At 69.2% G+C, this 25995-nt stretch carries 28 protein-coding genes; 15 read left to right on the top strand and 13 right to left on the bottom strand.

Features of this window, described 5'->3' with window-relative positions; genetic code table 11:
- Positions 1-17 precede the first annotated feature (17 nt).
- The 9 genes from VFY73_RS27435 to VFY73_RS27395 all read left to right on the top strand — a co-directional run bounded on the left by VFY73_RS27435 (position 18) and on the right by VFY73_RS27395 (position 8819).
- On the top strand, positions 18-971 hold the full coding sequence (locus VFY73_RS27435; protein ID WP_414654545.1) for a DMT family transporter: 954 nt from the start codon (positions 18-20) through the stop codon (positions 969-971).
- Positions 968-1693 carry an aspartate/glutamate racemase family protein gene (locus tag VFY73_RS27430; RefSeq protein WP_329724759.1) on the top strand — a complete coding sequence of 242 codons (726 nt, stop codon included), beginning with the start codon at positions 968-970 and terminating at the stop codon, positions 1691-1693. The genes VFY73_RS27435 and VFY73_RS27430 overlap by 4 nt, the downstream gene beginning before the upstream one ends.
- Entirely contained in the window at positions 1690-2916 is a 1227-nt protein-coding gene (locus tag VFY73_RS27425) for a PLP-dependent aminotransferase family protein (RefSeq protein ID WP_329724758.1), read from the top strand. The genes VFY73_RS27430 and VFY73_RS27425 overlap by 4 nt, the downstream gene beginning before the upstream one ends.
- A gap of 1 nt (position 2917) precedes the next feature.
- Positions 2918-3772 carry a PhzF family phenazine biosynthesis protein gene (locus tag VFY73_RS27420; RefSeq protein ID WP_414654544.1) on the top strand — a complete coding sequence of 285 codons (855 nt, stop codon included), beginning with the start codon at positions 2918-2920 and terminating at the stop codon, positions 3770-3772.
- A gap of 102 nt (positions 3773-3874) precedes the next feature.
- The gene (locus tag VFY73_RS27415) at positions 3875-4453 is read left to right on the top strand and encodes a superoxide dismutase family protein (protein WP_329724757.1); all 579 of its coding nucleotides are present in this window, start codon (positions 3875-3877) and stop codon (positions 4451-4453) included.
- A 165-nt stretch (positions 4454-4618) separates the two neighbouring features.
- Complete coding sequence (locus VFY73_RS27410) at positions 4619-5347, top strand: alanyl-tRNA editing protein (protein ID WP_329724756.1); 729 nt, start codon at positions 4619-4621, stop codon at positions 5345-5347.
- 401 nt (positions 5348-5748) lie between these two features.
- Positions 5749-7026, top strand: a complete 1278-nt coding sequence (gene egtB / locus VFY73_RS27405) for an ergothioneine biosynthesis protein EgtB (protein ID WP_329724755.1) — start codon at positions 5749-5751, stop codon at positions 7024-7026.
- Positions 7023-7961, top strand: coding sequence for an L-histidine N(alpha)-methyltransferase (egtD, locus tag VFY73_RS27400; protein WP_414654543.1), 939 nt, complete (start codon positions 7023-7025; stop codon positions 7959-7961). The genes egtB and egtD overlap by 4 nt, the downstream gene beginning before the upstream one ends.
- A gap of 90 nt (positions 7962-8051) precedes the next feature.
- Entirely contained in the window at positions 8052-8819 is a 768-nt protein-coding gene (locus tag VFY73_RS27395) for a DUF1223 domain-containing protein (RefSeq protein ID WP_329724754.1), read from the top strand.
- Between the two features lie 27 nt (positions 8820-8846).
- Here VFY73_RS27395 and VFY73_RS27390 read toward each other — a convergent pair whose 3' ends face one another.
- Positions 8847-9299 (bottom strand): cytochrome c, encoded by a 453-nt coding sequence (locus VFY73_RS27390; RefSeq protein WP_329724753.1) that lies wholly within the window; start codon positions 9297-9299, stop codon positions 8847-8849.
- 257 nt (positions 9300-9556) lie between these two features.
- Between VFY73_RS27390 and VFY73_RS27385 the strand changes: the two genes are divergently transcribed.
- Together VFY73_RS27385 and VFY73_RS27380 are read left to right on the top strand one after the other, a co-directional pair.
- Positions 9557-10249 carry a cytochrome b/b6 domain-containing protein gene (locus VFY73_RS27385; RefSeq protein WP_329724752.1) on the top strand — a complete coding sequence of 231 codons (693 nt, stop codon included), beginning with the start codon at positions 9557-9559 and terminating at the stop codon, positions 10247-10249.
- Between the two features lie 196 nt (positions 10250-10445).
- Entirely contained in the window at positions 10446-10952 is a 507-nt protein-coding gene (locus VFY73_RS27380) for a GNAT family N-acetyltransferase (RefSeq protein ID WP_329724751.1), read from the top strand.
- Positions 10953-11050: 98 nt separating this feature from the next.
- Here the strand turns inward: VFY73_RS27380 and VFY73_RS27375 are convergent, their stop codons facing one another.
- The 3 genes from VFY73_RS27375 to tsaB are packed head-to-tail and all read right to left on the bottom strand — an operon-like array spanning position 11051 to position 13099.
- A complete protein-coding gene (locus VFY73_RS27375) occupies positions 11051-11851 on the bottom strand; it encodes a uracil-DNA glycosylase (RefSeq protein ID WP_329724750.1) in 801 nt (266 codons plus the stop codon).
- Entirely contained in the window at positions 11838-12353 is a 516-nt protein-coding gene (gene rimI, locus VFY73_RS27370; RefSeq protein WP_329724749.1) for a ribosomal protein S18-alanine N-acetyltransferase, read from the bottom strand. The genes VFY73_RS27375 and rimI overlap by 14 nt, the downstream gene beginning before the upstream one ends.
- On the bottom strand, positions 12350-13099 hold the full coding sequence (gene tsaB / locus VFY73_RS27365; RefSeq protein WP_329724748.1) for a tRNA (adenosine(37)-N6)-threonylcarbamoyltransferase complex dimerization subunit type 1 TsaB: 750 nt from the start codon (positions 13097-13099) through the stop codon (positions 12350-12352). The genes rimI and tsaB overlap by 4 nt, the downstream gene beginning before the upstream one ends.
- A 93-nt stretch (positions 13100-13192) precedes the next feature.
- Here tsaB and VFY73_RS27360 point away from each other — a divergent pair, with 93 nt between their 5' ends.
- Positions 13193-14767, top strand: coding sequence for a D-alanyl-D-alanine carboxypeptidase/D-alanyl-D-alanine-endopeptidase (locus tag VFY73_RS27360; protein WP_329724747.1), 1575 nt, complete (start codon positions 13193-13195; stop codon positions 14765-14767).
- A 34-nt stretch (positions 14768-14801) separates the two neighbouring features.
- Positions 14802-15104 carry a SemiSWEET transporter gene (locus VFY73_RS27355; protein WP_329724746.1) on the top strand — a complete coding sequence of 101 codons (303 nt, stop codon included), beginning with the start codon at positions 14802-14804 and terminating at the stop codon, positions 15102-15104.
- A gap of 56 nt (positions 15105-15160) precedes the next feature.
- Here the strand turns inward: VFY73_RS27355 and VFY73_RS27350 are convergent, their stop codons facing one another.
- The 6 genes from VFY73_RS27350 to purE form a co-directional block, all read right to left on the bottom strand.
- Positions 15161-15832: an OmpW/AlkL family protein gene (locus VFY73_RS27350; RefSeq protein WP_329724745.1), complete on the bottom strand. Its 672-nt coding sequence runs from the start codon at positions 15830-15832 to the stop codon at positions 15161-15163.
- 38 nt (positions 15833-15870) lie between these two features.
- The gene (locus VFY73_RS27345; protein ID WP_329724744.1) at positions 15871-16995 is read right to left on the bottom strand and encodes an SGNH/GDSL hydrolase family protein; all 1125 of its coding nucleotides are present in this window, start codon (positions 16993-16995) and stop codon (positions 15871-15873) included.
- Positions 16996-17239: 244 nt separating this feature from the next.
- On the bottom strand, positions 17240-18214 hold the full coding sequence (locus VFY73_RS27340) for an SGNH/GDSL hydrolase family protein (protein ID WP_329724743.1): 975 nt from the start codon (positions 18212-18214) through the stop codon (positions 17240-17242).
- A 40-nt stretch (positions 18215-18254) separates the two neighbouring features.
- The gene (locus VFY73_RS27335; protein WP_329724742.1) at positions 18255-19253 is read right to left on the bottom strand and encodes an L-threonylcarbamoyladenylate synthase; all 999 of its coding nucleotides are present in this window, start codon (positions 19251-19253) and stop codon (positions 18255-18257) included.
- A 161-nt stretch (positions 19254-19414) separates the two neighbouring features.
- Positions 19415-20551 carry a 5-(carboxyamino)imidazole ribonucleotide synthase gene (locus VFY73_RS27330; protein WP_414654548.1) on the bottom strand — a complete coding sequence of 379 codons (1137 nt, stop codon included), beginning with the start codon at positions 20549-20551 and terminating at the stop codon, positions 19415-19417.
- 41 nt (positions 20552-20592) lie between these two features.
- Entirely contained in the window at positions 20593-21057 is a 465-nt protein-coding gene (purE, locus tag VFY73_RS27325; protein WP_329724789.1) for a 5-(carboxyamino)imidazole ribonucleotide mutase, read from the bottom strand.
- Positions 21058-21173: 116 nt separating this feature from the next.
- On the opposite strand from purE, the gene VFY73_RS27320 reads away from it, so the two are divergent.
- Both VFY73_RS27320 and VFY73_RS27315 read left to right on the top strand, forming a co-directional pair.
- On the top strand, positions 21174-22142 hold the full coding sequence (locus VFY73_RS27320; protein WP_329724740.1) for a tetratricopeptide repeat protein: 969 nt from the start codon (positions 21174-21176) through the stop codon (positions 22140-22142).
- A gap of 317 nt (positions 22143-22459) precedes the next feature.
- Positions 22460-23134: a class I SAM-dependent methyltransferase gene (locus VFY73_RS27315; RefSeq protein WP_329724739.1), complete on the top strand. Its 675-nt coding sequence runs from the start codon at positions 22460-22462 to the stop codon at positions 23132-23134.
- Positions 23135-23180: 46 nt separating this feature from the next.
- On the opposite strand, the gene VFY73_RS27310 is transcribed toward VFY73_RS27315, so the two are convergent.
- The 3 genes from VFY73_RS27310 to VFY73_RS27300 form a co-directional block, all read right to left on the bottom strand.
- Complete coding sequence (locus VFY73_RS27310; RefSeq protein ID WP_329724738.1) at positions 23181-24296, bottom strand: hypothetical protein; 1116 nt, start codon at positions 24294-24296, stop codon at positions 23181-23183.
- Between the two features lie 15 nt (positions 24297-24311).
- On the bottom strand, positions 24312-25223 hold the full coding sequence (locus tag VFY73_RS27305) for a phosphoribosylaminoimidazolesuccinocarboxamide synthase (RefSeq protein ID WP_329724737.1): 912 nt from the start codon (positions 25221-25223) through the stop codon (positions 24312-24314).
- Between the two features lie 138 nt (positions 25224-25361).
- On the bottom strand, positions 25362-25995 hold a 634-nt coding region (locus VFY73_RS27300), incomplete at its 5' end, for a class II fructose-bisphosphate aldolase (protein ID WP_329724736.1).

Here is a 25995-nt window from a genome sequence, read left to right as displayed (position 1 = left end):
CGCCCTAGACTGTCCAGATGCGAGCCGTGACCGCCGCCCCCTTGACGCCCGAGTCGGCCCGCCGCGGCCTGCTGCTCGGGGCCCTGGGCGTCGTGATCTTCGCGCTGACCTTTCCGATGACGCGGCTGGCGGTCGGCCCGGCCGATGCACCGCAGTTGCCGCCGGCCTTCGTCACCGCCGGCCGCGCGGCTGGCGCGGGGCTGCTCAGCGTGGCCTACCTGCTGGCCACGCGCGCGCCGTGGCCGCAGCGCCGACACCTGCTGACGCTGCTGTTGAGCGCACTCGGCACGGTGGTCGGCTTCCCGCTCGGCATCGCCTTGGCGTTGCGCGAGGTGCCGGCGATGCACGCCGCGGTCGTCACCGGCATCCTGCCGCTGGCCACCGCGGCCATCGCTGCACTGGCCCTGCGCCAACGCGCGTCGGCAGGCTTCTGGGCTTGCGCCGTGCTGGGCTGCGGGCTGGTGCTCGCCTATGCCGCGCTCCAGGGCGGCGGGGCGTTGTCCAGCGCCGATGGCTGGCTGCTGCTGGCGGTGGTCAGTGCCGCTGGTGGTTATGTCGCCGGGGCGCGCCTGGCCGCCGAATGGCCGGCCGAACAGGTGATCTCGTGGGTGCTGGTGTTGAGCCTGCCGTTCACGGCACCGCTGGCCTGGCTTTGGTGGCCCGATGCGCCGGCCGCGGCTTCGGCCTGGGGCGGCTTCGCCTACGTCACGCTGTTCTCGATGTGGCTGGGTTTTTTCGCCTGGTACCGCGGGCTCGCGCTGGGCGGCACGCTGCGCGTCAGCCAGGTGCAGCTGCTGCAGCCTTTTCTCGCGCTGCTGTTCGCGGTGCCAGTGCTGGGCGAACCGTTCGAGGCGTCGACCCTGGTCTTCGCATTGGCCGTGCTGGCGACCGTGGTGATCGGCAAGAAGATGCCGGTCGCGGCCGTAGCGCCTCCCGCATCGGCACGCAGCCCGGCCGAGGTGACGCAATGAAAACACTGGGGCTGTTGGGCGGCATGAGCTGGGAGTCGACGCTCGTCTACTACCGGCTGTTGAACCAGGGCGTCACAGCGCGCCTGGGCGGCTTGCACAGCGCGCCCCTGCGCCTGGCCAGCGTCGATTTCGCCGGCATCGCCGCGCAGCAGCGCGCGGGCGACTGGGCCGGCGCTGCCGAGGTGCTGGGGCAGGCGGCCGTTCAACTGCGGGCCGCCGGCGCCGAAGGCCTGCTGATCGCCAGCAACACGATGCACAAGGTGGCCGGGTCGATCGTCGAGGCCTGCGGCCTGCCGCTGTTGCACATCGGTGACGCGACCGGCCGCGCGCTGCGCGCCGCCGGCCACATCCGCGTCGGCTTGCTCGGCACCCGCTTCACGATGGAAGACCGTTTCCTGGCCGACCACCTGGCTGAGCAACACGGCGTGACCACCGTGGCGCCTGGCCCGGCCGAGCGCGACGAAATCCACCGCGTGATCTACGACGAACTCTGCCGCGGCCTGACGTTGCCTGCGTCACGGGATCGCTTCGTGCAGATCATGGACGGCTTGGCGGAACAAGGCTGCGAGGCCATCATCCTGGGCTGCACGGAGATCTCCCTGCTGACCCCTCCCGATCACCCCCCCGAACCGAACGGCTGGCCGTTGCCACTGTTCGACACCACCGCCTTGCACGCTCACGAGGCAGTGCAATGGATGTTGCTTGAGGAAACCCGACCATGACCATCACCACCCCTGCCAGTGCCTGGCACCTCGCGCAACGCGCGGCCCGCATGAACCCGTCGATCATCCGGGAGATCCTGAAGGTCACGGAGCAACCGGGTGTGCTGTCGCTGGCGGGCGGCCTGCCCTCGCCCGAGACCTTCCCGATCGAGGCGATGCGCGAGGCTACCGCCAAGGTGCTGGCCGACACGCCGAAAGAGGCGCTGCAGTACGCCGCCAGCGAAGGCTTCGGCCCGCTGCGCGAGTGGGTCGCCGCCCAGTTGGCCAAACACGGCCAGCAGGTCACGCCGGCGCAGGTGCTGATCACCACCGGCTCTCAGCAAGGCCTGGACCTGGTCGGCAAGGTGCTGGTCGACGCCGGCGCACCGGTGGCTGTCGAGACGCCGACCTACCTCGGCGCTCTGCAAGCCTTCGCGCCGTACGAGCCGATCTTCAAGAGCCTGGACAGCGACGGCCACGGCCCGCTGCCCGAGGCGATCGAACGCCTGCCGCACGACGCGCCGGGCACCCGCTTCGCCTATGTGCTGCCGAACTTCCAGAACCCGACCGGCCGCGTGATCCCCGAGGCGCGCCGCCAGGCGATCGTCAAGGCCGCGCAGGCCGCGCGGGTGCCGCTGGTCGAAGACAACCCCTATGGCGACCTGTGGTTCGACGAAGCCCCGCCGGCGCCGCTGGCCTCGCGCTGGCCCGAGGGCACGGTCTACCTCGGCTCGTTCTCGAAGGTGCTGGCACCGGGGCTGCGGCTGGGCTACGTGGTCGCCCCGCCCGAGCTGATGCCGAAGCTGCTGCAGGCCAAGCAGGCGGCCGATCTGCACACGCCGGGCTTCAACCAGCGTGTGGTCTACGAGGTCATCAAGAACGGTTTCCTCGACCAGCACGTGCCGACCATCCGCGCCCGCTACAAGGCGCAGCGCGACGCGATGGCCGCGGCGCTGCAAGAGCATCTGCCGGCCGGCAGTGACTGGACAGCCCCGCTGGGCGGCATGTTCTTCTGGGTCCGCCTGCCCGAAGGCTGTCACGCGATGGCGCTGCTCGAGCAGGCCGTGGCCGCGGGGGTCGCGTACGTGCCCGGCGAGGCCTTCTACGCCCATGCACCGGACGTCCGTACGATGCGGCTGTCGTTCGTCACGCTGGCGCCGGACGACATCCGCACCGCGGTGGCGGCGCTGGGCCGCGTGCTCAAGCGCCATCTGAACGAAGAACTTGAAGAGGCCACGCCCTGATATGGCCAGCATGACCCGCCGGTTCAGCCAGCTCGACGTCTTCACCGCCACCCCGCTGCGTGGCAACCCGTTGGCGGTCGTGCACGATGCCGAAGGCCTGTCGGACGCCGAGATGCAGGCTTTCGCCAAGTGGACGAACCTGAGCGAGACCACCTTCCTGCTGCCGCCCACCGATGCGCGGGCCGACTACCGAGTGCGCATCTTCACGCCCGACGGCGAGTTCCAGTTCGCCGGCCATCCGACGCTCGGCAGCTGCCATGCGTGGCTGGCCGCGGGTGGGCAGCCGCGCGACGCGCAGCAGATCGTGCAGCAATGCGGCATCGGGTTGGTCCCGGTGCGGCGCGACGGCACGCGCCTGGCCTTTGCGGCGCCGCCGCTCAGGCGCGAACCGGTCGACGACATCCTATTGGCGCAAGTGGTCGACGCGCTCGGCCTGCCTCCCGGTGATTTGCTCAGCGCCTGCTGGCTGGACAACGGCAACAGGTGGATCGGCCTGCGGGTGGCCAATGCCTCGCGCCTGCGGGCGCTGAAGCCGGACCACAGCCGGTTGAAGCCACTGGCCAAGGTCGGCGTCGTGGCCGAGCAGGACGCCGAGGGCGCCGCCGGCACGCAGTTCGAGCTGCGCGGCTTCGCGGCCCCGATCGGCGTGGCCGAGGACCCGGTGACCGGCAGCCTGAACGCGAGCGTCGCGCAATGGTTGATCGGCGAGGGCCTCGCACCGCCGCAGTACGTGGCCGCGCAGGGCACCGTGATGGGCCGCGCCGGCCGCGTGCACGTCCACCGCGACCCGGTCAGCGGAACGATCTGGATCGGTGGCGACGTGACGCCGTGCATCAGCGGCACGCTGAGCTTGTAGCGAAGACGCCGCACGCTTGTAAGCCGCTGTGCCGGCGGCTTCACGCCCCGCTCGTTCACGCCTACATTCGGGCGATCTCAGATTGAACCCGGAGTCTTTTGCATGCTTCGCCTCAGCTTCTTGACCACCACCGCCCTGCTCGCCATGGCATGCGCCGGCTGCAGCACCCCCGCCTCGCACAGCAAGGGGGGCGGCAGTGGTGAAGGCATGGACGCCCACATGGCCTCGATGAAAGGCAAGGTTGCATTCGCGACGCTCACGCCGACCCAGGGCAACACCGTGCGCGGCCGGTTCGTGTTCCACCAGATGGGCGACCACGTGATGGTGCATGCCCAGGTCAGCGGCCTGAAGCCGAACGCCGAACACGGCATCCACGTGCATGAGAAGGGCGACTGCGCCAGCGCCGACGGCACCAGCGCCGGCGGCCACTTCAACCCCGACGGCAAACCGCACGGCCCGCAGAGCGCCGCCCACCACGCTGGCGACATGCCGGCGCTGAAGGCCGATGCGAACGGCGCCGCGAACCAGAAATTCATGCTGATGGGCCCGACGGTCAGCGCCGGTGCGGCCAGTCTGCTCGACCGTGCGGTGATCGTGCACGCCAGCCCCGATGACTACACCACCCAACCCACCGGCAACTCCGGCGCCCGCATCGCCTGCGGCGTGATAGCCGGGATGTAGGGCCCCCACGCTCCCTGCCGGGCGCTGCCTTGCAGGCCGCGCCGGGCCAGAGGCCCGGCGCCTCGGTAGGCACAGACAGTCCTGGGGACTGTTTGTGTCCGACCTCGGCCCCCAAGGGGGCTCCGCGCACGCCACTTGGAGCGGCGCTGCGCGCCGAAAGAAGCTATGACGATTGAGTTGTTCCGCGACGATGCTGATCTGAACGAATGCGACGCGATCGTCACGGCGGTGGATGGCCTGGCGGTGCAGCTGGACCGCACGGTGTTCTACCCCCAAGGCGGGGGGCAGGCAGGCGACGCCGGTGTGCTGCAGCTGGCCGATGGCCGCACGCTGGCGGTGGCCGACACGCGCAAGGGCGCCGAGGCGGGCCAGATCCTGCACCTGCTGGCCGAGCCGGCCGACGGCGTGCTGCAAGTGGGTGAGCGCATCACCGCGCGCATCGACAGCGCCCGCCGCCAGGCCCATCGGCGCTTTCACACCACCACCCACCTGCTGTGCGCGCTGGTGCCGCACCCGGTCGATGGCTGTTCGATCACCGCCGGTTATGCGCGGCTGGACTTCCACATGACCGAGCCGCTCGACAAGGAAGCGCTGACTGCCGGCCTGGCGCGCTATGTCGCCGCCGCGCACCCGGTCACCACCCGCTGGATCACCGACGCCGAACTCGACGCCAACCCGCAGCTGGTGCGCAGCATGAGCGTGCAACCACCACGCGGCTCGGGCCGCGTGCGGCTGGTCGAAGTGCAAGGCGTCGACCTGCAGCCGTGCGGCGGCACCCATGTGAACAACACCGCCGACATCGGCCCCGTCATCGTCACGAAGATTGAGAAGAAGAGTGCCACCACCCGTCGGGTGGTGCTGGGGTTCGCCGCGGCGAACCCCAGTGGCGCTTAAGCGCCAAGCACTCTTCTTCCGGCACAGGCTCATGTCGGCTCTGCCGACGTGAAGGGCGCCTTTAGCGCCCAGGCCGGAGCCAGAAGACCGTGGCAGTACCGCGCGCGCCGCGGCGGCGCCTCTTTCCATGTCAGCCACCTCTGGGCGCGGCATTGCGAGTGCCCTCTGCTCGCCAGACTACCCGGCCTTCCCGAGCTTTCGTACCCCCCGGGCTGTCGCGCCCCACCCACACCCTTCCTGCCATCCAGCCGACATTTCCGTGACACAACATCCATCGCTGGCAGTTCCTGCAGGCATACGCCTTGCCAGTCCACCTGCCGTGACTTGTCGAAACATCCCATGGTCGACGGCGCGGCTGGCGCACCGTACATTGCGCCTTCTCCCGCCACGCATTGATCGCCATGCATTTGCAGCCGACCGATGACCGCCGCTTTGCTTCGCGCGCCACGCTGGCCAGTCGGCTGTGCGCGGTTCGGGCCCACAGCCTCGCGCTGGCCGAGCCGCTGTCGGCCGAGGACCAGGGCGCGCAGTCGATGCCCGACGCCAGCCCGACCAAGTGGCACCTGGCCCACACCACGTGGCTCTTCGAAACGGTGGTGCTGCAGGCTTTTGCGCCGCACCACCGTCCGTTCGACGTGCGGTTTGGCCGGCTGTTCAACAGCTACTACGAAAGCCTGGGCACACGGCACCCACGACCGCAGCGCGGGCTGCTGACCCGGCCAGCACTGGCCGAGGTGCTGGCCTACCGCGCCCATGTCGACGAGGCGCTGCAAGCCTTCATCGAAGGCGCCGATGCCGATACCTGGGCCGCGGCCGCGCCACTGCTGGAACTGGGCTTGCAACACGAGCAGCAGCACCAGGAGCTGGTCCTGACCGATGTGCTGCACCTGTTGTCGCTGAACCCGCTGGCCCCCGCCTATCGGCCGGCCACGCCCCATGCCCCGAGCACCCACCCCGGCGACGCCGGGTGGTGGGAATGCACCCGCAGCGAGGCCGAGGTCGGCCACGATGGGCGCGACGGCTTCGCGTTCGACAACGAAGGCCCGCGCCATGTCGTGCGGCTGGCGCCGTTCGCGCTGGCGCGTGCGTTGGTCACCAACCGCGAGGTTCAGGCCTTCATCGCCGACGGCGGTTACCGCCGGCCCGAGTTCTGGTTGTCCGACGGCTGGGCCATGGCGCAGGCACAGGGCTGGCAGGCACCGCTGTACTGGCGCGACGGCGAGCGCCAGTTCACGCTGCACAGCGAACAGCCGATCGACCCCAATGCACCAGCCTGTCACCTGAGTTTTTACGAGGCTTCAGCGCTGGCCGCCTGGGCTGGCGCGCGCCTGCCGACCGAGTTCGAATGGGAGGCCGCGGCACACGCTTGGGGCGCCACCGCGCCGGCCGGCCCAGGCCCGTTGCAGCCGGGGCCACGCCGCAGTGGTGCCGACGCGCAGTGCTTCGGTGCAGTCTGGCAATGGACCCGCTCGTCCTACGACCCTTACCCGCGCTTCAAGCCGTTCGCCGGCACCGCCTGCGAATACAACGGCAAGTTCATGGTCGGCCAGTTGGTGCTGCGCGGCAGCAGCTGCGCCACGTCGCCGGGCCACGCCCGCCTCAGCTACCGCAACTTCTTTCCGCCCGCGGCGCGCTGGCAGTTCAGCGGCCTGCGCCTGGCCAGAGACATCGACGCATGAAACCATCGCCCGACACCTGCGCCAGCGAATTCGCCCACGCGATGCAAGAGGCGCTGACACACACCCCGCGCAGGATCTCGCCCAAGTGGTTCTACGACGCCGAGGGCTCGCGCCTGTTCGACGCGATCTGCGAGCTGCCCGAGTACTACCCGACCCGCACCGAGCTGGGCCTGCTGGACCGCAATGCGAACGACATTGCGCGCCGCCTGGGGCCGAGGGTCGAGCTGGTCGAATTCGGCGCCGGCAGCCTGCGCAAGGTACGCTTGCTGCTCGACGCACTGGATCGCCCGGCGGGCCTGTTGCCGATCGACATTTCGGCCGAGCACCTGCACGCAAGTGCGGCGCAGTTGCAGCAGGATCGGCCGGGGCTGGCGGTGCGGCCGCTGGCGGCTGATTTCATGCAGGACCTGGTGTTGCCACCCGCGCAGGGGCCACGGGTCGGGTTCTTCCCCGGCAGCTCGATCGGCAATTTCGAGCCCGACGAAGCGCGCCGGCTGCTGCAACGTATGGCCGGCTGGCTGGACCGCGGGCTGCTGATCGGCGTCGACCTGGTCAAGGACCCGGACCTGCTGCATGCCGCGTACAACGACGCCCAAGGCGTGACCGCGCGCTTCAACCGCAACCTGCTGGCACGCGCCAACGCCGAGTTGGGCGCCGACTTCGAGTTGAGCCGCTGGGCCCACAGCGCGTTCTATCACCCGGCGCTGCAGCGCATCGAGATGCACCTGATCAGCCGCAGCGACCAGGTGGTGCATCTGTGCGGACATGCCATCACGATGGCCGAGGGCGACAGCCTGCACACGGAGAATTCGTACAAGTACACCGTGGCCGGCTTTCAGCGCCTGGCCCGCAGCGCCGGCTTCGAGCCGGAAACCGTGTGGGTCGATGCTCGGCGCTGGTTCGCGCTGCATTGGCTCAAGCCCGCCGCGGCGTGAGGCTGTAAGGCCAGGCGGCGCTCAGGCGACCGACGAGCAGGCCCGCCGCCATTCGGCGTGGCGGGGGTACCGTTCGTTGAAGGAAGCCGCATGCCCCGTCGCTGTTTTCCCGCCGCCCGGGCGCTGGCGGCCCTGGCCACGTTGACCACTGCGCAGGCGGCGTCGCCGTCGTGTACTTCGACCGATGCCGCCGCCCCGAAGCTGATCGTCGAGCTCTACACGTCGGAAGGCTGCAACTCGTGTCCGACGGCCGACCAGTGGCTGGCAGCGCTGCCGCGTGACGGCTCGGTGCTGGCACTGGCCTTTCATGTCGACTACTGGGACAGCCTGGGCTGGACCGACCGCTTCGCCGACGCGGCCTACACCGGCCGCCAGCGGCACCTGCAGGCCAGCAGCGGCGCACGCTTCGTCTACACGCCGCAGCTGATCGTCGGCGGGCGCGACTTCCCAGGCTGGCGCCAGCTGCCCGCAGCAGCTCTGGTGAGCAGTGCGCCGGCCCTGTTGCCGGCCGACGCGCCCAGCCTGCGCCTGCGCCGCGAAGGCGCACAGCTGGTCGCCGAGGTCGGTGCCGGTGGCGGCGGGCAGTTGGCCGGCTACTGGGCCCTGCTCGAAGACGGCCACCAAAGCCAGGTCGCCGCCGGAGAAAACAGCGGCCGCGCGTTGCGCCATGAGCATGTCGTGCGGCGCTACCAGCCGGTGGCCGCCTGGCCCGCCAGTCAAGCGCAGCAATGGCGCTGGACGATGCCCAGCGTCAGCGCCGGCCATGCGGCGCGGGCGGTGTTCGTTCTGACTGATGCCGGCGGGGGCCGCCCGCTGCGGGCGCAGCAACTCACGCTCGCCAACGCGCCCGGCTGCTGAAATCCGGGCGCCGTTGGTGCGGCCAGTTCACTCCTTGCGGTAGTTGTCGTGGCAGGCCTTGCAGCTCTTGCCGACATCGCCGACCGCCGCCTTGATCTGGTCGATGTTGCCACCCTTGGCCGCGACGTTCAGCTTGGTCACCTCTTCCTGCATCTTGCTGGCGGCGGCCTTGAACTTGTCCTGCTCGGTCCAGATTTCGGGCTTGGCCTTGGTGTCGCCGCCGCTGGTGCCGTCGATGAAGCCGGCATAGGGCAGCCTGGACATCGTCGCGACGAGGTCGGCATTGGCCAGCACGGCCGCTGCGTCGAACGGCACCTTGCCGCTGGCCATCGCCGCGATGCGGCTGAAGTGGCTGGCCATCACGGTGAACGCCGCCTTGCGGTACTTGATCGCGTCTTCGGGCTTCTGGAATTGCGCGGCAGCCGGCAAAGCGGTGGCCAGGCCGGCGGCCGCTGCAGCGGCCAGGACGAGACGTTTCATGCGATGTCCTCCAAAGGGTGGAATGAGTTCGTCGACGGCATCGCCTGTCGGCAGCCGACGCTGCATGGGCGTGTCGGCCCGCATCCAGGTCGATCCGATGAGTGTACGCAGCGCTTGCAAGCGCCACGGCCGATACGGCGGCCGGCCACCCCGGGGAAAGCCCGGATCGCCAGGGCCGTGCGGGGGCTGGATTCGGCGCGATGCCGCAGGTAAGGTGGCGGCCCCACCCCCAGTGCGCGAAGCCGCCGCCGTACCCGATGCCACCAGACGATGCCACCCCACCTTTGGTCGCGACCCGCGTCTGGGACCTGCCGACCCGGCTGTTCCACTGGCTGTTGGCCGCCTGCGTGGTCGGCCTGGTGATCACCGGCAACATCGGCGGCAATGCCATCGAGTGGCATATGCGGCTGGGCCTGATGGTTGGCGCGCTGCTGGTGTTTCGCTTGCTGTGGGGTGTGCTGGGTGGCCGCTGGTCGCGTTTCACGAGCTTTCTGTATTCACCGGCCGCGCTGGGGCGCTACCTGCGGGGCCGATCGTTGCCGCATGACCGGTTCGACATCGGCCACAACCCACTCGGCAGCTTCTCGGTCTTCGCGGTGCTGGGGGTGCTGTTGCTGCAAGTGGCGACCGGCCTGGTGGCCGACGACGAGATCGCCACCACCGGCCCGCTGAACCGCTTCGTCAGCGGTGCCACGGCCGGCCTGGCGACCAGTTGGCACAAGGGCTACGGCCCCTGGTTGATCTATGCGCTGACCGCGCTGCACGTCGTGGCGATCGTCTACTACGTGCGCTGGAAGCGGCAGACGCTGGTGCGGGCGATGTGGCACGGCGACAAGCTGTTGCCAGCCGGCACGCCCCCCAGCGCCGACCACCTGGTCAGTCGAACCCTCGCCGGCCTGATCGCCCTGGCCTGCGCCGCTTCGGCGGTGTGGGTCTACAGGCTTGGATAGTGTCCTGTCCCTCAAACAACTGTCATTGCGACGGGCCGCAATGGGGATGATCGCGAGGCGCCGAGCCGGGCAGATACGCTCGGTATCTGCCCAGCTGTCCGGCCGCTCCATCATCGCCATCTGGTCGAATCCCAATGGCAGCTATTTGAGGGACAGGACACTAAACTCTGCCTCCCAGGACTCGCTGCCCCACGGCATGCCCACCCCCGAAATACGGCTGCAGGCGCCGGACACCCCTGAAGCGCTGGACGCCACGCGCCTCATCATGCGCGAGTACGCCGAATCGCTCGGGATCGACCTGTGCTTCCAGAATTTTGAGGCCGAGCTGGCCTCGCTGCCGGGCGAATACGCCGCGCCGGGTGGCGCGCTGCTGCTGGCCTGGGTCGACGACGAGCTGGCGGGCTGCGGCGCCTTCCGCCCGCTGCCCGACGTGGACTACGCCAACGCCTGCGAAATGAAGCGGCTGTACGTGCGCCGGGCCTTCCGCCGCTTCGGCCTCGGCCGTGTGCTGGCCGAAGCCTTGATGGACACCGCCCTGCAGGCCGGCTACTCGGCGATGCTGCTGGACACGCTCGACGACATGGAAGCGGCGCGCGAGCTGTACTCGTCACTCGGCTTCGAAACCATCCCACCCTACTACTACAACCCGATCCCCGGTGCGCACTACCTGAAAGCGGACTTGCAGGGCAACACGCGCTGGTAGATGGGGCACCCGGTGGCCGGGTACGGCCACCACCCGCCGAGCGGGTGCGCGGCCGCTCGGGCGCCACCGCGCCACCCGTGGGGAAAGCGCGATGAAGCTCAGCGCTCCAGCAGGCTCGCCGCCAGGCAGAGGTCTTCCCAGGCCTTGGCCTTGTCGGCGGGCTGGCGCAACAGGTACGCCGGGTGGTAGGTGACGACCAGCGGCACACCCTCGTAGCGGTGCACGCGACCGCGCAGGCGGCCGATCGCGTCATCCGAGCGCAGCAGCGATTGCACCGCGAAGCGGCCCATCGCCAGGATGACCTTCGGCTGCACCAATGCCAGCTGGCGGCGCAGGAACGGTTCGCAACGCGCCAGCTCGGACGGTTCCGGGTTGCGGTTGCGCGGCGGCCGGCATTTCAGCGTGTTGGCGATGAAGACCTGCTGCTGCGGCGGCGCTTCGCTGCGCGTCAGGCCCAATGCTTTCAGCATCGCGTCGAGCAACTGGCCGGCCGGGCCGACGAACGGCTCACCGCGCAGGTCCTCCTGCTCGCCCGGCGCCTCGCCGACGATCATCCAATGGGCACTTGGGTTGCCGACGCCGAACACCGTCTGGGTGCGGCTTTCGCACAGCGCGCAGGCCCGGCACGCACTGACCGCGGCACGCAGCGCCGACCAGTCCAACGTGGCCACCTCGCCGGCCAACGGCTCGAGAGCCTCGGTGGGTTCTGCGGCGGCAGCCGCCGCCACGGCCGCACGAATCGGCACGATCGGCCGCTCGGGTGCCGGCGGTGACGGCACCGGGGCCTCCGGCAGCGCAGGCGACGCATCGGCCACGGCCTCGATCGGCGCACCGGGCGGCGTCCAGACGCTCAGCCCCATCGCCCGCAGCATGGCGCGCTGACGGTCAGTCCAGGCCATGCGCGTGGCCCCCCGCATCGGCGGCACCGGGGTCGAGGGTCCAGCGCATCACCACCGCGTGTTCACGCTGGCCGTGCGCGGCCGGGTAGTAGCCCTTGCGCAGGCCGATCGCCTCGAAGCCCCAGCGCTCGTACAAGCGCCGCGCCCGCTCGTTGCTCTGGCGGACCTCAAGCCAGATCTGCACCGCTTTGCACTCCCGCGCGGCTTCAGCCAAATGGGCCAGCAATGCGCGGGCATGGCCCTGCCCCTGGTGGGCCGGTGCGACGGTCAGGTTCAGCAGGTGCAACTCTTCGACGCCGTGCATCGCGACGCAATAGCCGATCAACTCGCGCCCGGTGACGCGCAGGTCGGCCAGGTAGCCGGCGGCCAGCGAGTCGGTGAAGTGGCCACGCGACCATGGGAAGGGGTAGGCCTGGACCTCGATCGCCATCACGTGGTCGAGGTCCGTCACCGTCATCGGGCGCTGGCCGGTGACGAGCGGGCGGCGTTCGACGGCGCTCATGACGTGGGGTTCCCGGCGGCAGCAGCGGCGGCGGCGGCCTTGGCGGCTTCGCGCTCCGCGGTGGTCAGCGCCACCTTGTCGCGCAGATAGACCGGCAGCGCCTCCTTGGCCGGCACGCCACGGCCGGCCGACCAGGCCGCGCAGGCCAGGCGCAGCAGGGCCGCGGCGCGGTCGGCAGTGCGTGGCCACAGGCGGGCGCCGCCCCAGGGCAGGCGGCCGGCGAAAGCCTCGATCGCACTGCCCGCCAGGTTCACCGGCGCGCCAGCCACGGCCCAGCGGGCGGCGAGCGCCTGCAGGTCGTACAGCGCTGGCGCCTCCCGGGTCGCCCAGGCTTGGCCATCGTGCCGGTAGGCACCGGCGTAGACCTCGTCCATCCGGGCATCCATCGCGACCCACAGCTCGAACGGCTCGGAGCCGTCGACGCCCAGTGCCTGGGCCCGTGCGTCTTCGGCGACGATCATCAGGCTGTCGATCGGCAACACCGGGCAGCCAATGCCGAAGGCCAGGCCCTGCGCCACCGAGACAGCGGTGCGCAGGCCGGTGAAGGCGCCGGGGCCTTGGCCAAAGGCGATGGCGTTGAGCGCCGAGGGTGCCAGGCCACGTTGTGCCAACAGCTCCAGCGCGGCCGGGATCAGGCGCTCGGAGGCCTGGGCGCCGCCTTCGGCGTTGACCACCGAGTGCGCGGCACCATCGGCCAGCCCCACCGCCATCGACTCGGTGGCGGTGTCCAGTGCGAGCAGCTTCATGCGCTTCGCCGCGCCGGCAAGACGCGGCGTGGAAAGGCAACAAGGAGCACGCAGGCAGGCATCGGCCAAGTGTAGCCGTGCGAACATCCCGCCATGGGAAGCAGGTCTGAGGGCGGCGACCGCGCCGTCTCCGCGGCGCGCGGGCTGGGCGGATGGTTGGCAAGCGGGTTGCTGGCACTGGCCGCAGCCGCCCAGGCGCAAAGCCTGCCGGGCGATGTCGACATGGCGCTGAAGCGCGCCAAGTTGCCGGCCAACGCGCTGGCGGCCGTCGTGCAAGAGGTCGGCAGCGGCCCGCCCCTGCTGACTTGGAACGAACAAGCGCCGGTCAATCCGGCCTCGCTGTTCAAGCTCGTCACCACGTTTGCCGCGCTCGACCAGTTGGGGCCGGCCTGGACGTGGACCACGCCGGTCTACCTGACCGGCCCCGTGCGCGACGGCGTGCTCGACGGCTCGGTCGTGATCCAGGGACGCGGCGACCCCAAGCTGGTGGTCGAGCGGGTCTGGCTGTTGTTGCGCCGGCTGCAGCAGCAGGCCGGCGTGCGAGAGATCCGCGGCGACATCGTGCTCGACCACTCGGCCTTTGCGCCGCCGGTGCGCTCACCGGGCGACTTCGACGGGGAACCTCACAAGCCGCAGAACGTGCAGCCCGATGCACTGCTGCTGAACTACAAGTCGGTCAGCTACAGCTTCGTACCGGAACCGGCCTTGGGCTTCGCGCGGGTGGCGGCCGAGCCGATGCTGGCCGGCGTGCAGGTCGACGCGACGGTCCCGCTGGTCAACGGGCCATGCGACGACTGGCGCGCGACGCTGAAGGCCCAATTGGCCGACCCGCTGCGGGTGCACTTCGCCGGCAGCTACCCGCTGGCCTGCGGCGAACGCAACTGGCCGCTGGCAACGGCCGACCCGCAAGCCTACGGCGTTCGCCTGGTCGACACGCTGTGGCGCGGGCTCGGCGGACGCCTGGGCGGCAGCGTGCGCGTCGGCGTGCTGCCGGAGGGCGCGCGCCTGGCCTTTGACCAGGCTTCGCCGCCGCTGGCCGAGGTCATCCGCGACATCAACAAGTTCAGCAACAACGTGATGGCCGAGCAGCTGTTCCTCAGCCTGCCGGCGGCGCAGACGCCCGCCGCCTCGGCCGTGCCGCCAGCGCCCGCGTCGGCCGCCAGCGGCGCGGTCGTCCCGGCACCCGTCTCTCCTGCCGTTCGGCTGGAAGATGCGCGCGACAACCTGCGGCGCTGGTTGGCCGGCCGCTTCGGCGACACCGCCGCACAGCAGACGGTGATTGACAACGGCTCCGGCCTGTCGCGCGAGGTCCGCATCAGCCCGCTGCTGCTGGCGCGCTTGTTGCAAGCGGCCTGGGCCAGCAGCGTGATGCCGGAGCTGATGAGTTCACTGCCGATCAGCGGCACCGACGGCACGCTGAAGCGTTCGACCGCCACCGCCGGCCGCGCGCACCTGAAAACCGGCTCCTTGCGCGACGTGGCCGCGGTGGCCGGCTACGTGCTGTCCAACAACGGCCGGCGTTATGTGCTGGTCGCGATCGTCAACCACCCCAATGCCGCGACGGCCCGCCCCGCGCTCGATGCGCTCGTCCAATGGACCATCCGCGATGGTGGCCCCGACGCCTCGACCACCCTCCCTCCACCTCCCGGCGCCTGCTGCATGCGTTGACACGCACGCAGGATCGCCTCAGCGTCCCCACCCGATGATCCCCGACCACCTGTACCATTGGCTCGGCTACCCCGCCGCCGTGCTGACCACCCTCGCCTTCGTGCCGCAAGCCTGGCTGACGCTGCGAACACGCAACGTCAGCGGCATCTCGGCCCTGACCTACTTCGCGTTGACCGTCGGCATCATGCTGTGGCTGATCTACGGCTGGCACGAGCGGGACTGGGCGCTGATCATCGCCAACGCCATCACGCTGCCCCTGGCCGCCAGCATCCTGCTGACCAAGCTGCGCGAGGATGCGCGCGTTCGCCGCTCGCACGCAGAGCGCCGGCCGCACTGAGTGCAAAACGGCGGCACCGTTGCCGGTGCCGCCGTCAGGTGTGGTCGCGAAGCCGCTCAGAAGCGATAGCCCACCCCGATGTTGATCGCCATCGGGTCGAGCTTGGTCTTGATCGACTGGCCGGTCGACAGGTGAGAGGTCGTCTCGATGAACGACTTGATCACCGACATATCGACGAACCAGTTGCGGTCGATCTTCACGGCCGCGCCAACCTGCGGCGAGATGCCCCAGGCGTCGTCGACTTCGAGCAGCGTCGGCTCGCCGCCCGGGTTGGTCAGCGCGGTCAGGTTGCCGCTGCCCTCTTCGCCGTAGAAGTAGCCATAGGTCAGGCCCAGGCCGACATACGGACGGAAGGTCGCTTCCTTGTCGAAGAAGCGGTACTGGGCGAACAGCGTCGGCGAAACCTGCTTGACGCTGGCGATCTTGCCCACGCCCTTGATCGCGCCATCGCCGACGATTTCGTGCTCGTACGGCAGGCCGGCGTAGAACTCGAACGCTAAGTTCGACGAGTACGTGTAGTTCAGCGTGAGGATCAGCGCGCCGGCTTCCTTCACGTCGATCTTGGTGCCCGGAAGGCTCGGCGCCGACAGGTCGCCGCTGCTGACTTCCGGGATGATCTGGTTGTAGCCGAGCTTGACCGCCATGGTGCCGGCTTCTTGCGCCAGCGCGGCGTTCGACACCAGGGCCAGGGCCGTCAGCATCAGCGCGGAGGTGAGTGTTTTCTTCATGGTCGACAGATCCTTGTTGCTGCGCAGAGGCCGCCGGCTCACAGCCAGCCCTTCTTCGACATTTCAGCCGTCACCAACTGAGCCAGCAGCTTGTAGCCATAGGGCGTCGGGTGCACGGTGTCGGCGTACTGCCAGGTCTCGGTGACGCCGGCGACCAGCGTGTCGGTGGAGCACGCCAGGGAGGTGGCCAACGGCATGTTCTCAAGGTCACAAGCCGGCGTGGTGACGTTGGTCAGACCATACTGCGTGGGATGAGCGGCCTGGTCCTGGCTGACGGAGAACGCATCGACCAGCAGCACATTGGTGCTGCTGCTAGCCTCCAGGCCCGTGGCGAGCGCAGTGTTGTAGGCCTGGACCAGCTCAAGCACCAGCGCACGCGTCACAAAGTCGTCTGTATCCGTACCGCTGTCAGCATCGGCAGACAGATAGGCCGGCGTGCTGCTGACGTCAGGCAAGTTCACGACCACGACCCGTTCGGCGCCCTTCGCGACGATAAGGTCCTTGACGTAGCCGGCCAATTGCGCGCCCGCAGCAGTCATGGCGGCATTGGCGGCCGCTTTGGCTTGATCCAAGTTGCCCGTTTGTGCCAGAGTGCCCTGGAAGACAAACGGAATGGTCATGAACAGGTCATTGCCACCAGCCATCACAGTGACCAGGTCGCCGGAAGCAAAGCTGCCGTTGGACAAATCCAGGTGACGCTGGATCTGCTTCTGCACGGGAACGGTCAACTGGCCCAGCTTGCCGGACTCAAGTCCGTAAACGAGCCAAAGTGCCTCATTGCCGGGACCGACATCGTCCGTGACGCGAGCCCCGCCCTGCGCATAGCTGTAGCAGCCGGCATGGTCTTCGACGGGCTGGTGGCCGCCGAGTTCGGCCGCTGAGTTCAGACCGGTTTGCGCCGAGCACAGGGCATCCACACCCAGTGTCGTGGCCAGCAGCTCGGTCCAGTTGACCGGATCGCCGGTGTTGATCGTGTAGCGGCCACCACCCATCGACGCGACCACGCCGACCTTGTAGCTGCCGACGTCGCTCAGGCTGTCGCCGAACGTGACCATCTTGCCGTATTCGACGCGGGGGGATTGGTCGCCCTCGCCGCCGCCGCTGCAAGCCACCAGCAAAGCGGTCGCCGCCGCCGCCACCCATGACGGATGAAATTTCTTCATGCCCACCTCTCAAGAAACGAAGGACCGCTCCCGGGGCACACACCCGGGGCGGGCTCGGCCTGCCGAGCCCCGGAGGGCGCTCGTCTGCCAGAAAATCGAACGACCGTTCGATTTAGTGGAAAAACTATAAAAGGGGGGTCAGAGGCCTGCCGCCGGGGCAAACCCTCTGTGTGGCGGCGGGCTGACAGCCCCGAGATACGGGGCCTCAAGAGGGTGCGATGTGACGCGGGCCGCGCCTTGCGCGTCAGAACGGGTTGTTCGTCGCGCGGGTGACGGCTTGCGAGCCGAGGGCGTTGTGGACCACCGGCGTCGGCCGCGTCGAATCGGCCCACAGGTAGTTCGTCACGGTCGGGGTGGGCGAGCTGTCGGAGGAGATCAGCGTGTTGTTGGTGCAGGTCGGCGGCGGTGCACTTTCGTCGCAGACGGCCGTGTCGGTGTTCGCCAGGCCATAGGCGCGAGGCACCCGCACCATGCTGTGCATCAGATCGTCCAGCAACAGCAGGCCGAGCTTGCTGCCGTCGTTGGTCAGCTTCAACCGCATGCTGCGGTTGAAGGCGCTGCTCAGGCGGCTCAGCACCCTCGAGCGCACATCGCCATGCTCCAGATCCTCCGCCTTGGCGAACGGCGTATCGCCCATGTCGGGCATCGTGCTGATCAGCACCCGCGCCCCGCTGGACGCCAGGTCGTTGACATGAGACGCCGCGCGCTCGCCGGCCTCTTCCATTCGCGCAGTCAGCGCATCTTCGCTTTCGGCTGGGTAGCTGGCGTAGGCCTGCAGCACATCGTTCATGCCGACCAGCACCGTGGCCAGGTCGTCGCTGCGAATGCTGTCGCCCGAGGTGAATGTGCGGATCTGCGTGTCCAGCTCATCGACCGTGGCCCCTTCGGTGGCCAGCATCTTGGCCTTCGGGTTCGCCACGGCGTCGGGGTTGCATTCGGAGAACACCATGCCGTAGCGCGCCGCCAGGAGCTGAACCCAGATCGGGTTGCCGCGGCACTGCAGGGCGTCGTTGTCATCGACGGCGTTGATCGTGTACTTGTGGCCGTCGTTCGTCAGCATGCTCAACTCATCGCCGAACACCAGGACGCGGCCGGGCTCGAACACGTCGACCTGGCTGGTGCTGCCGCCGCAACCTGCCAGCACACCAGCCATCAGCGCGGCTCCCGCCGTCAAGCGCCACACGCGGGAGGCCCGGCGGGCCAACGAAGTCGAGATCATGCTCATTCCAGTTCGGTGATGTCGTCGTCGCGCACGGCTTTCAGCCAGCCGCCGCGGCGCGTTGAAGGCGGTCCCGCACGCCGTCCCAGGTGGACTCGGCGGGAGGGGTTTCGATCCAGATCAAGGGCGTGCCGCAGGCATCGAGCTCGCGCAGCGCACTGAACAGGGCCTGGGCGGCAGCGGCGGCGTCAGCCGGCATGGCACGACCGGGGATGCCCGCAGGCAGCGGGCCCACGGTACGGGAATATACCGCCACAGGCGGTTTGGCCCCGCCGCCCGTCGGCCCCAGCACCGACAGCGCGGCCTTCAACGCCGGCGCGTCCATCAGCCGGACCTTGGCGCGCGGCGCGTAGTGCGCCTCGAGTGTGCCCGATGCGCGCGGCGCGTCGCGGTCGCGCATGCCCAGCTTTTCGCCGCCGAGTGCGGCCTCGATGCGCTCACGTGTCAGGGTGCCCGGGCGCAGCAGCACGGCGCGGTCGCGGCTGCAGTCGACGATCGCCGATTCGATGCCGACCTCGCAGGGGCCGCCGTCCAGCACCCACAGCGACGGCTCGAATTCGGCCGCCACATGGGACGCCTGCGTCGGGCTGACCCGGCCGAACCGGTTGGCACTCGGTGCGGCCACGCCCGGCACCCCGAGCGAAGCGGCTTCGCTCAGCAGGGCGTGTGCCACCGGGTGGGCCGGGCAGCGCAAACCGATCGTGTCTTGCCCGCCGGCCGCCGCAGCGCCTATGCCCGGTGCTCGCGGCACGATCACCGTCAACGGCCCGGGCCAGAACGCCGCGGCCAGACGCTGCGCCCGCGCCGGCCAGGCGGCAGCAAAAGCCTGGGCGGCATCGACCTGCGCGACATGCACGATCAACGGGTGGTCGGCGGGGCGCCCTTTGGCGGCGTAGATGCGCGCGACGGCGGCATCGTCATCGGCCCGCGCGCCGAGACCGTAGACCGTCTCGGTCGGGAACGCCACCAGCTCGCCATCGGCCAGGCGCTGCGCGGCTTCGCGCAGCGCAGTGGCATCGGCACCGTCGCGGATGGGCATCTCAGACGATGACGGGCCGCCCCGAAGCGGCTGAGCCCCCCCTCGGGGGGCAGGAGCAGAGCGACGTGGGGGCTGTCATCTCAACGACGACGAGCCGCCCCGAGGCGGCTGAACGCTCCCTCGCGGAGCTGGCGCGAAACGACGAGCAGGCCGACGACATATCAGAACGCCGGCAATCCCAGCAGCGCACAAGCCTTCAACGCCAGCGCCCGGGTGTCTTCGGGCGTGGCACCGGTGAAGGTCAGGTGGCCCATCTTGCGGCCCGGCCGCGCGTCGGTCTTGCCGTACAGGTGCAGATGTGCGCCGGGCAAGGCGAGCACTTCGACCCAGCGGGGCGCCTTGGCCGGCGCTTCGCCCCCGACGAACCAGAGGTCGCCGAGCAGGTTCAGCATCACGGCCGGGGAATGCAGGCGCGGGCTGACCAATGGCAAGCCGGCCATGCAGCGCACCTGCAGATCGAACTGCGAGACATCGCAGGCGTCGATCGTGTAGTGGCCGGAGTTGTGCGGCCGCGGCGCCATTTCGTTGGCAACCAGGCGCGGCGCACCGTCGGCACCGGCGACGACGAAGAACTCGACGCACAGCACGCCGACATAGTCCATCGACGCGGCAATGGCTTTCGCGCAGCGTGCGGCCTCGTCAGCCAGTGAAGACGGCACGTCGGGTGCCGGCACCTGGGTGACAGCAAGGATGCCGTCGCGGTGCAGGTTCTGCTGCACCGGAAAGGTCACCGCGTGGCCGTCGGCCCCGCGCGCCACGATGACCGACAGCTCACGCTGCAGCGGCAACAACCGTTCGAGCACGCAACGCGCCTTGCCCAGGCGCTGCCAGGCGCTGGTCAGCTCGGCCCGGTCGGCCACCCGGGCCTGGCCCTTGCCGTCGTAGCCCAGCGTGGCGGTCTTCAAGATGCCTGGCAGCAGCGCCTCGTCGGCGGCGGCCAGCGCCGCCTCCGAGTCAATCACCGCATAGGGCGCGCAAGGCACGCCGGCGCGGCTGAAGTGGGCCTTTTCGGCGGCCCGGTCCTGGCAGATCGCCACCGCCTCGGCGCTGGGCGCCACCGGGCGCGTCTCGGCCAGCACGCGCAGGGCCGGTGCCGGCACGTTCTCGAATTCGGTTGTGACCGCGTCGGCCACGCGGGCCAGCTCGGCCAGTGCCGCGGTGTCGGTGTACGCCGCCAGCAGGTGGTGGTGCGACACCAGCCCGGCCGGGCTGGTCGGGTCGGCGTCGAGCACGGCGGTCGCGTAGCCCATGGCCTGCGCGGCGTGCACGAACATGCGGCCCAGTTGGCCGCCGCCCATCACGCCGAGCGTGGCGCCGGGCAACAGCGGCTTGGGAACGCTCACTTCAGCTCCTGGCTCATGGCCCGCGCGGCTTCGGTCTGCTTGGCGCGGTAGTCGACCAGCCGCTCGCGCAGGCCGGCGTCCTCGTTGGCCAGCATCGCCACCGCGAACAATGCCGCGTTGGCGGCACCGGCGGTACCAATGGCAAACGTCGCCACCGGGATGCCCTTGGGCATCTGCACGATCGAATGCAGCGAGTCGACACCCTGCAGGTGGCGGCTGGCCACCGGCACGCCCAGCACCGGCACCACGGTCTTGGCTGCCAGCATGCCGGGCAGGTGCGCAGCGCCACCGGCGCCGGCGATGATCGCCTTCAGGCCGCGCGCTGCCGCTGCTTCCGCATAGGCGAACATGTCGTCCGGCATGCGGTGGGCGGACACCACGCGGGCTTCGTGGGCGATGCCGAACTCGGCGAGAATCTGGGCGGCGATCTGCATGGTGTCCCAGTCACTGGACGACCCCATCACGATGCCGACCACGGGCAGGGCAGGCTCCAAGCTTGCAGCTCCGGGTCATGGGAAAACCGCGATTTTAGGCTGCGCTTGTTTCCCGCCCGTTCGCCCTTAGTTCACATTCCGACATGATCGACATCACCATACAGAACTTCGAGGCCGAGTTGATCGGCGCTTCCATGCAGCAACCGGTGCTGCTGGACATCTGGGCGCCCTGGTGCGGCCCGTGCAAGAGCCTCGGCCCGGTGCTCGAAAAGCTGGAGACCGCCTACGAGGGCCGCTTCATGTTGGCCAAGCTGAACAGCGACGAGCAGCCCGAGATCGCCGGCCAGCTGAGCCAGGCCTTCGGCGTGCGCTCGATCCCGTTCTGCGTGCTGTTCTCGCAGGGCCAGCCGGTCGACGGCTTCGTCGGCGCGCTGCCGGAGGCCGAGATCCGCAAGTTCCTCGACAAGCATGTGCCCAGCGTCGACGCGCTCGAAGCCGATGCCGAGGTGGCCGAGGCCGAGCAACTGCTCGCCGAGGGCGGCGACGTCGACACCGCGCTGGCCAAGCTGCAGGAGGCTGTGGCGATCGACCCGTCCAACGACAGCGCCCGCATCGACTACCTGAAGCTGCTGCTCAGCGAAGCCGTCGCCGACCCGGCCCGTACCACCCAGGCCCGCCAGGCCTTCGAGCCGGTGGCGAGCAAGGTCTTGTCGGACACGCGCTATGCCGCGATCGAACATTGGTTGAAGGCCTGCGAAGCCGTGCCGACCGCCCGGCCGATGGCGGCGCTGGAGGCGGCGATCAGTGCCAACCGGCGCGATTTCGACGCCCGCTTCGAGCGCGCGCAGTGGCTGTTCGCCCATGGCGAAACGACGGCGGCGATGGACGAGCTGCTGGAGATCCTGATGCGCGACAAGACCTGGAACCAGGAACTGGCGCGCAAGACCTATGTGGCCATCCTCGAGCTGATGACCAAGCCGGCGGCCAAGGCCGACCCCGCCGCCGGCGCCGCCAAGGGCACGCTGGAACTGACCGGCAAGGCCGCCGCCGCGCCTGCCGCCGACCCGGTGCTGGACCAGTACCGGCGCAAGCTCAGCATGGCGCTGTTCTGAGCGCTGCCGGTCGCCCCCTGGGGCGGTGATCGGCGCATGGGCCAACAGCGCTTGGCCCCCTCACCCCTTACCGGCACCGCTGCGGCAAGCAGCCCGCAGTGCCCTGTGCCGCCGCCTGCGCCCCCGGCTGTGAGGGCCAGGCCGTGCCCTCGCCGCCCGGCCCGAGTACCACGCCGATCTTTGCACCCCCAACTGCAATATGGGCATGACGGTATTCATTGAATTGGCTTGGCATTGGCATACCATCGCGCCGCTAATCAATTTGGCTGCCCGCCAAATCAAGGCATCGTGTACATGCACGCAGCGGGAGTATCCATATGCAAAGCAAGTTGGCCGATATTGCCGAAGCCCTCACTGCCGAGGGAGGTTTCTCCGGCGGACCCAAGAACGCTTTCGAGAAGGTGGGCCGTCACACCTTCGTCACGCTGTTGCAGCAGGGCATGAGACCCGACTCGCTGGTGCTCGACTACGGTTGCGGTGTGATGCGTCTGGGCTACTGGATCATGCGGTTTCTTGACCGGGGCGGTTACCACGGAATCGAGCCGAACGAAGAGTATCTGGCGGCCGGGAAAAGAATTGTGATCGGAAGTGAATTATTGGCACAGAAAGCGCCCGGCTTCAGTTCAGACCCGAACTTCAATCTCGCGGTCTTCAACAAGAAATTCGATTTCATCGTGGCGCGATCGATCTTTACCCATTTCACGCCAGCGGCCATTGAAAAGGTATTGGCCTCCGTGCCGGCCTCGTTGAGCGCCACCGGGGTTTTCATTGCGTCGTACTGGCCATCGGACACCGCCAAGCCCCACGCGGCGCGCAAGCCGCCGCTGGTCCTCGGGGAGAAGCTTTTCAATGAGCCGGCGGCCGCCGGCATCAACGTGGCCTATGACGAAAGCACCTTGATCACGATCGCTGAACGGCAAGGTCTGCGCGCGGAACCGTTCAAACAACCGGTCTGCCACGGCCAGCCCTGGATGAAGTTCACCCTCGCCTGACGCGCCAGGGTCGCTGGGTCATCCGCCCGGACGAACCCGGGGCCGGTTACTTCTCGTACTGGCCGAGCCCGACCAGCGTGTCATCCAACGCTTCGCGGGTGCGGGCCTGCTCGGCCTCGTGCTCGGCCAGTGCGCGATCGGCATGCTGCTGCAGAGCATCGGCAACGCCGTCGCGGCCCCCGTGGCGGTGGATGCGGGCGAGCCGGGCATAGGCCGCGGCGCGGTCATCGGCATCCGTCTGGCCCTGTACGCCCGCTTCGGCGACGCGGGTATCGGCCAGCGCCTGCGACACCCGCCCCAGGCGCACGTGGCACCAGGCGCGGTCGGCCAGCAACCGCGCCTCGCGGTGCGCCATGCCTTCCTGGCGGGCACGGTCCAGGTGCTCGTCGAACAGGCGCGCGGCCTCGTCGAAGCGCGACAGCGCCACCAGCAACTGCGCGCGGGTAACCGGCACCATCGCCGACAGTGACGCGACGCCGGTGCCCCAGTCGTAGTTGGCGGTCGACTCGGCTTCCAGCAGCGCCTTGCGCGCCTGCTCGATGTCGGCCCGGCCGAAGGCATCGGCCAGCGCGATCTGGCCCGAGCGCATCGCCGAGATGTTGTGCAACATCGCGCTGATCATCGAGCTGTCGCCATCGGCGCTGGCATGGGCCCGGGCACGCAGGTACCAGGTCTGCGAATTGACGTCGTCGCCGCTGCAGCGGTAGGCGTCGGCAAGCACCAGGCCGACCCGCGCTCGCGCTGCATGCTGGTCCGGCTCGGCCAGCGTCAGCGCGGTCGCCACGTGGCGCGTCATCGCCGGGATGTCGGACGCATTGAAGGCGCAGTTGGCCAGCCAGGCCGAGGCCAGTGCCTGCATTGGCACGTTGCCGGCCGATTCGCCCAGCTCCAGCGCTCGCTGGAACTTGTCGACCGCCTTCGGCGCAATGGTGTCGAAGTGGTCGATCTGGCCGTCGACCAGGTGGATCCAGGCCGACAGCAGCGGGTCTTTGTGGCGCTGGTTCTGGGTCCGCAGGCCAGACAACGCGAAACGCGCGTCCGACAGCAAACCCAGCCGCGCAATCGCCCCGGCCCGTTCGGCCTTCAGGTACTCGCGCTGCAGCGGTTCCGACGCGGCGCCAATCGCGCCGTCCAAGCGTTCAATCAGGCGGGAGGCAACCACGGTGGGGACGACCGGTCAGCGGGCGCCAAGGCGCTCGAAGGCTTCGTGGTATTTCGCGGCCGTGCGCTGGACCACCTCGGGCGGCAGCGCCGGCGCCGGCGCGGTCTTCGGCCAGGGCTTGCCGTCGACGCGGGCCTGCTCCAGCCAGTCGCGCACGAACTGCTTGTCGTAGCTCGGCGGGTTGGCGCCGGCCTTGACCGCATCGGCATAGCCTTCGACCGGCCAGTAGCGCGACGAATCGGGCGTCAGCACCTCGTCCATCAGCGTCAGCGTGCCGTCGGCATCCAGCCCGAATTCGAACTTGGTGTCGGCAATGATGATGCCCTTGGTCAGCGCGAAAGCGGCCGCCTCCTTGTACAGGCGGATCGCGACATCGCGCACCTTTTCGGCCAGCGGGCGGCCGATCTTGGCGGCCATCTGGTCGAACGAGATGTTCTCGTCGTGCTCGCCCATCTCGGCCTTGGTGGCCGGCGTGAAGATGGGGTCTGGCAGCTTGGCCGCGTTGTGCAGGCCCGCCGGCAGCGCGACACCGCACACCGAGCGCGACTGCTGGTACTCCTGCCAGCCCGAGCCGGCGAGGTAGCCGCGCACGACCGCTTCGACCGGGATCGGCTGCAGGCGCTTGACCAGCATCGAGCGGCCGCGCACCTGGGCCACTTCGTCGGGGGCGACCACCGATTCCGGCGCGTCGCCGGTCAGGTGGTTGGGCACGATGTCTTTCAGGCGCTCGAACCAGAACAGCGCCATCTGGGTCAGCAACTCGCCCTTGCCGGGGATCGGTTCGCCCATCACCACGTCGAAGGCCGACAGGCGGTCGCTGGCGATCATCAGGATGCGATCACTGCCGACCGCGTAGTTGTCACGCACCTTGCCGCGCGCCAGAAGAGGGAGGGAATGCAGCGAACTCTGGAGCAGCGTGGCGTTCATGGCACGGGGCGAGAAATGAGCCGCCGATTGTAGGTGGCTTGCCCGCCGAAGCCGAAGCAAAAGCGGCCCCTGCAGGGCCGCTCGATGACTTCTTCACGTGGAGAAGGGGCCGGGCACCGCCCAGCCCCGGGGAGGTCGTCAGACCACCGTCTGCGCCAGTTCGCCTGCGGCGTAGCGCTTGGCCATGTCGGCCATCGTCACCGCCTTGATCTTGCCGGCCTGGCCTTCGCAGCCGAACTCGATGTAGCGCTGCTTGCAGATCTTCATCGCGGCTTCGCGGGCGGGCTTGAGCCACTCGCGGGCGTCGAACTTGTCCGGGTTCTCGGCCATGAACTTGCGCACCGCGCCGGTCATCGCCAGGCGGATGTCGGTGTCGATGTTGATCTTGCGCACGCCGTGCTTGATGGCTTCCTGGATCTCCTCGATCGGCACGCCGTACGTTTCCTTCATCTTGCCGCCGTACTGGTTGATGATCGCCAGCAGGTCCTGCGGCACCGACGAGGAGCCGTGCATCACGAGGTGGGTGTTCGGGATCCGCTTGTGGATTTCCTTCACGCGGCCGATCGCCAGGATGTCGCCGGTGGGCTTGCGGGTGAACTTGTAGGCGCCGTGGCTGGTGCCGATGGCGATCGCCAGCGCGTCCAGCTGGGTGCGCTTGACGAAGTCGGCCGCCTGCTCGGGGTCGGTCAGCAGCTGGTCGTGCGTCATCACCGCGTCGGTGCCGTGGCCGTCTTCCTTGTCACCCTGCATCGTCTCGAGCGAGCCCAGGCAG

The sequence above is a fragment of the Ideonella sp. genome (assembly GCF_036277275.1).
Lineage (GTDB): Bacteria > Pseudomonadota > Gammaproteobacteria > Burkholderiales > Burkholderiaceae_C > Ideonella.
This window is presented reverse-complemented; position numbering and strand designations above follow the sequence as displayed.

Bases quoted from the DNA above. Each gene is read 5' to 3' on its own strand.
- VFY73_RS27335 (WP_329724742.1), bottom strand. From the start codon at position 19,253: ATGCCCATCCGCGACGGTGCCGATGCCACTGCGCTGCGCGAAGCCGCG.
- VFY73_RS27430 (WP_329724759.1), top strand. From the start codon at position 968: ATGAAAACACTGGGGCTGTTGGGCGGCATGAGCTGGGAGTCGACGCTC.
- VFY73_RS27345 (WP_329724744.1), bottom strand. From the start codon at position 16,995: ATGAAGAAATTTCATCCGTCATGGGTGGCGGCGGCGGCGACCGCTTTG.
- VFY73_RS27420 (WP_414654544.1), top strand. From the start codon at position 2,918: ATGGCCAGCATGACCCGCCGGTTCAGCCAGCTCGACGTCTTCACCGCC.
- VFY73_RS27350 (WP_329724745.1), bottom strand. From the start codon at position 15,832: ATGAAGAAAACACTCACCTCCGCGCTGATGCTGACGGCCCTGGCCCTG.
- VFY73_RS27340 (WP_329724743.1), bottom strand. From the start codon at position 18,214: ATGATCTCGACTTCGTTGGCCCGCCGGGCCTCCCGCGTGTGGCGCTTG.
- rimI (WP_329724749.1), bottom strand. From the start codon at position 12,353: ATGAGCGCCGTCGAACGCCGCCCGCTCGTCACCGGCCAGCGCCCGATG.
- VFY73_RS27355 (WP_329724746.1), top strand. From the start codon at position 14,802: ATGATCCCCGACCACCTGTACCATTGGCTCGGCTACCCCGCCGCCGTG.
- VFY73_RS27435 (WP_414654545.1), top strand. From the start codon at position 18: ATGCGAGCCGTGACCGCCGCCCCCTTGACGCCCGAGTCGGCCCGCCGC.
- VFY73_RS27410 (WP_329724756.1), top strand. From the start codon at position 4,619: ATGACGATTGAGTTGTTCCGCGACGATGCTGATCTGAACGAATGCGAC.
- tsaB (WP_329724748.1), bottom strand. From the start codon at position 13,099: ATGAAGCTGCTCGCACTGGACACCGCCACCGAGTCGATGGCGGTGGGG.
- VFY73_RS27385 (WP_329724752.1), top strand. From the start codon at position 9,557: ATGCCACCAGACGATGCCACCCCACCTTTGGTCGCGACCCGCGTCTGG.
- VFY73_RS27375 (WP_329724750.1), bottom strand. From the start codon at position 11,851: ATGGCCTGGACTGACCGTCAGCGCGCCATGCTGCGGGCGATGGGGCTG.
- purE (WP_329724789.1), bottom strand. From the start codon at position 21,057: ATGGGGTCGTCCAGTGACTGGGACACCATGCAGATCGCCGCCCAGATT.
- VFY73_RS27360 (WP_329724747.1), top strand. From the start codon at position 13,193: ATGGGAAGCAGGTCTGAGGGCGGCGACCGCGCCGTCTCCGCGGCGCGC.
- VFY73_RS27390 (WP_329724753.1), bottom strand. From the start codon at position 9,299: ATGAAACGTCTCGTCCTGGCCGCTGCAGCGGCCGCCGGCCTGGCCACC.
- egtB (WP_329724755.1), top strand. From the start codon at position 5,749: ATGCATTTGCAGCCGACCGATGACCGCCGCTTTGCTTCGCGCGCCACG.
- VFY73_RS27415 (WP_329724757.1), top strand. From the start codon at position 3,875: ATGCTTCGCCTCAGCTTCTTGACCACCACCGCCCTGCTCGCCATGGCA.
- VFY73_RS27305 (WP_329724737.1), bottom strand. From the start codon at position 25,223: ATGAACGCCACGCTGCTCCAGAGTTCGCTGCATTCCCTCCCTCTTCTG.
- VFY73_RS27425 (WP_329724758.1), top strand. From the start codon at position 1,690: ATGACCATCACCACCCCTGCCAGTGCCTGGCACCTCGCGCAACGCGCG.
- VFY73_RS27320 (WP_329724740.1), top strand. From the start codon at position 21,174: ATGATCGACATCACCATACAGAACTTCGAGGCCGAGTTGATCGGCGCT.
- VFY73_RS27330 (WP_414654548.1), bottom strand. From the start codon at position 20,551: ATGGGCGGCGGCCAACTGGGCCGCATGTTCGTGCACGCCGCGCAGGCC.
- VFY73_RS27315 (WP_329724739.1), top strand. From the start codon at position 22,460: ATGCAAAGCAAGTTGGCCGATATTGCCGAAGCCCTCACTGCCGAGGGA.
- egtD (WP_414654543.1), top strand. From the start codon at position 7,023: ATGAAACCATCGCCCGACACCTGCGCCAGCGAATTCGCCCACGCGATG.
- VFY73_RS27395 (WP_329724754.1), top strand. From the start codon at position 8,052: ATGCCCCGTCGCTGTTTTCCCGCCGCCCGGGCGCTGGCGGCCCTGGCC.
- VFY73_RS27380 (WP_329724751.1), top strand. From the start codon at position 10,446: ATGCCCACCCCCGAAATACGGCTGCAGGCGCCGGACACCCCTGAAGCG.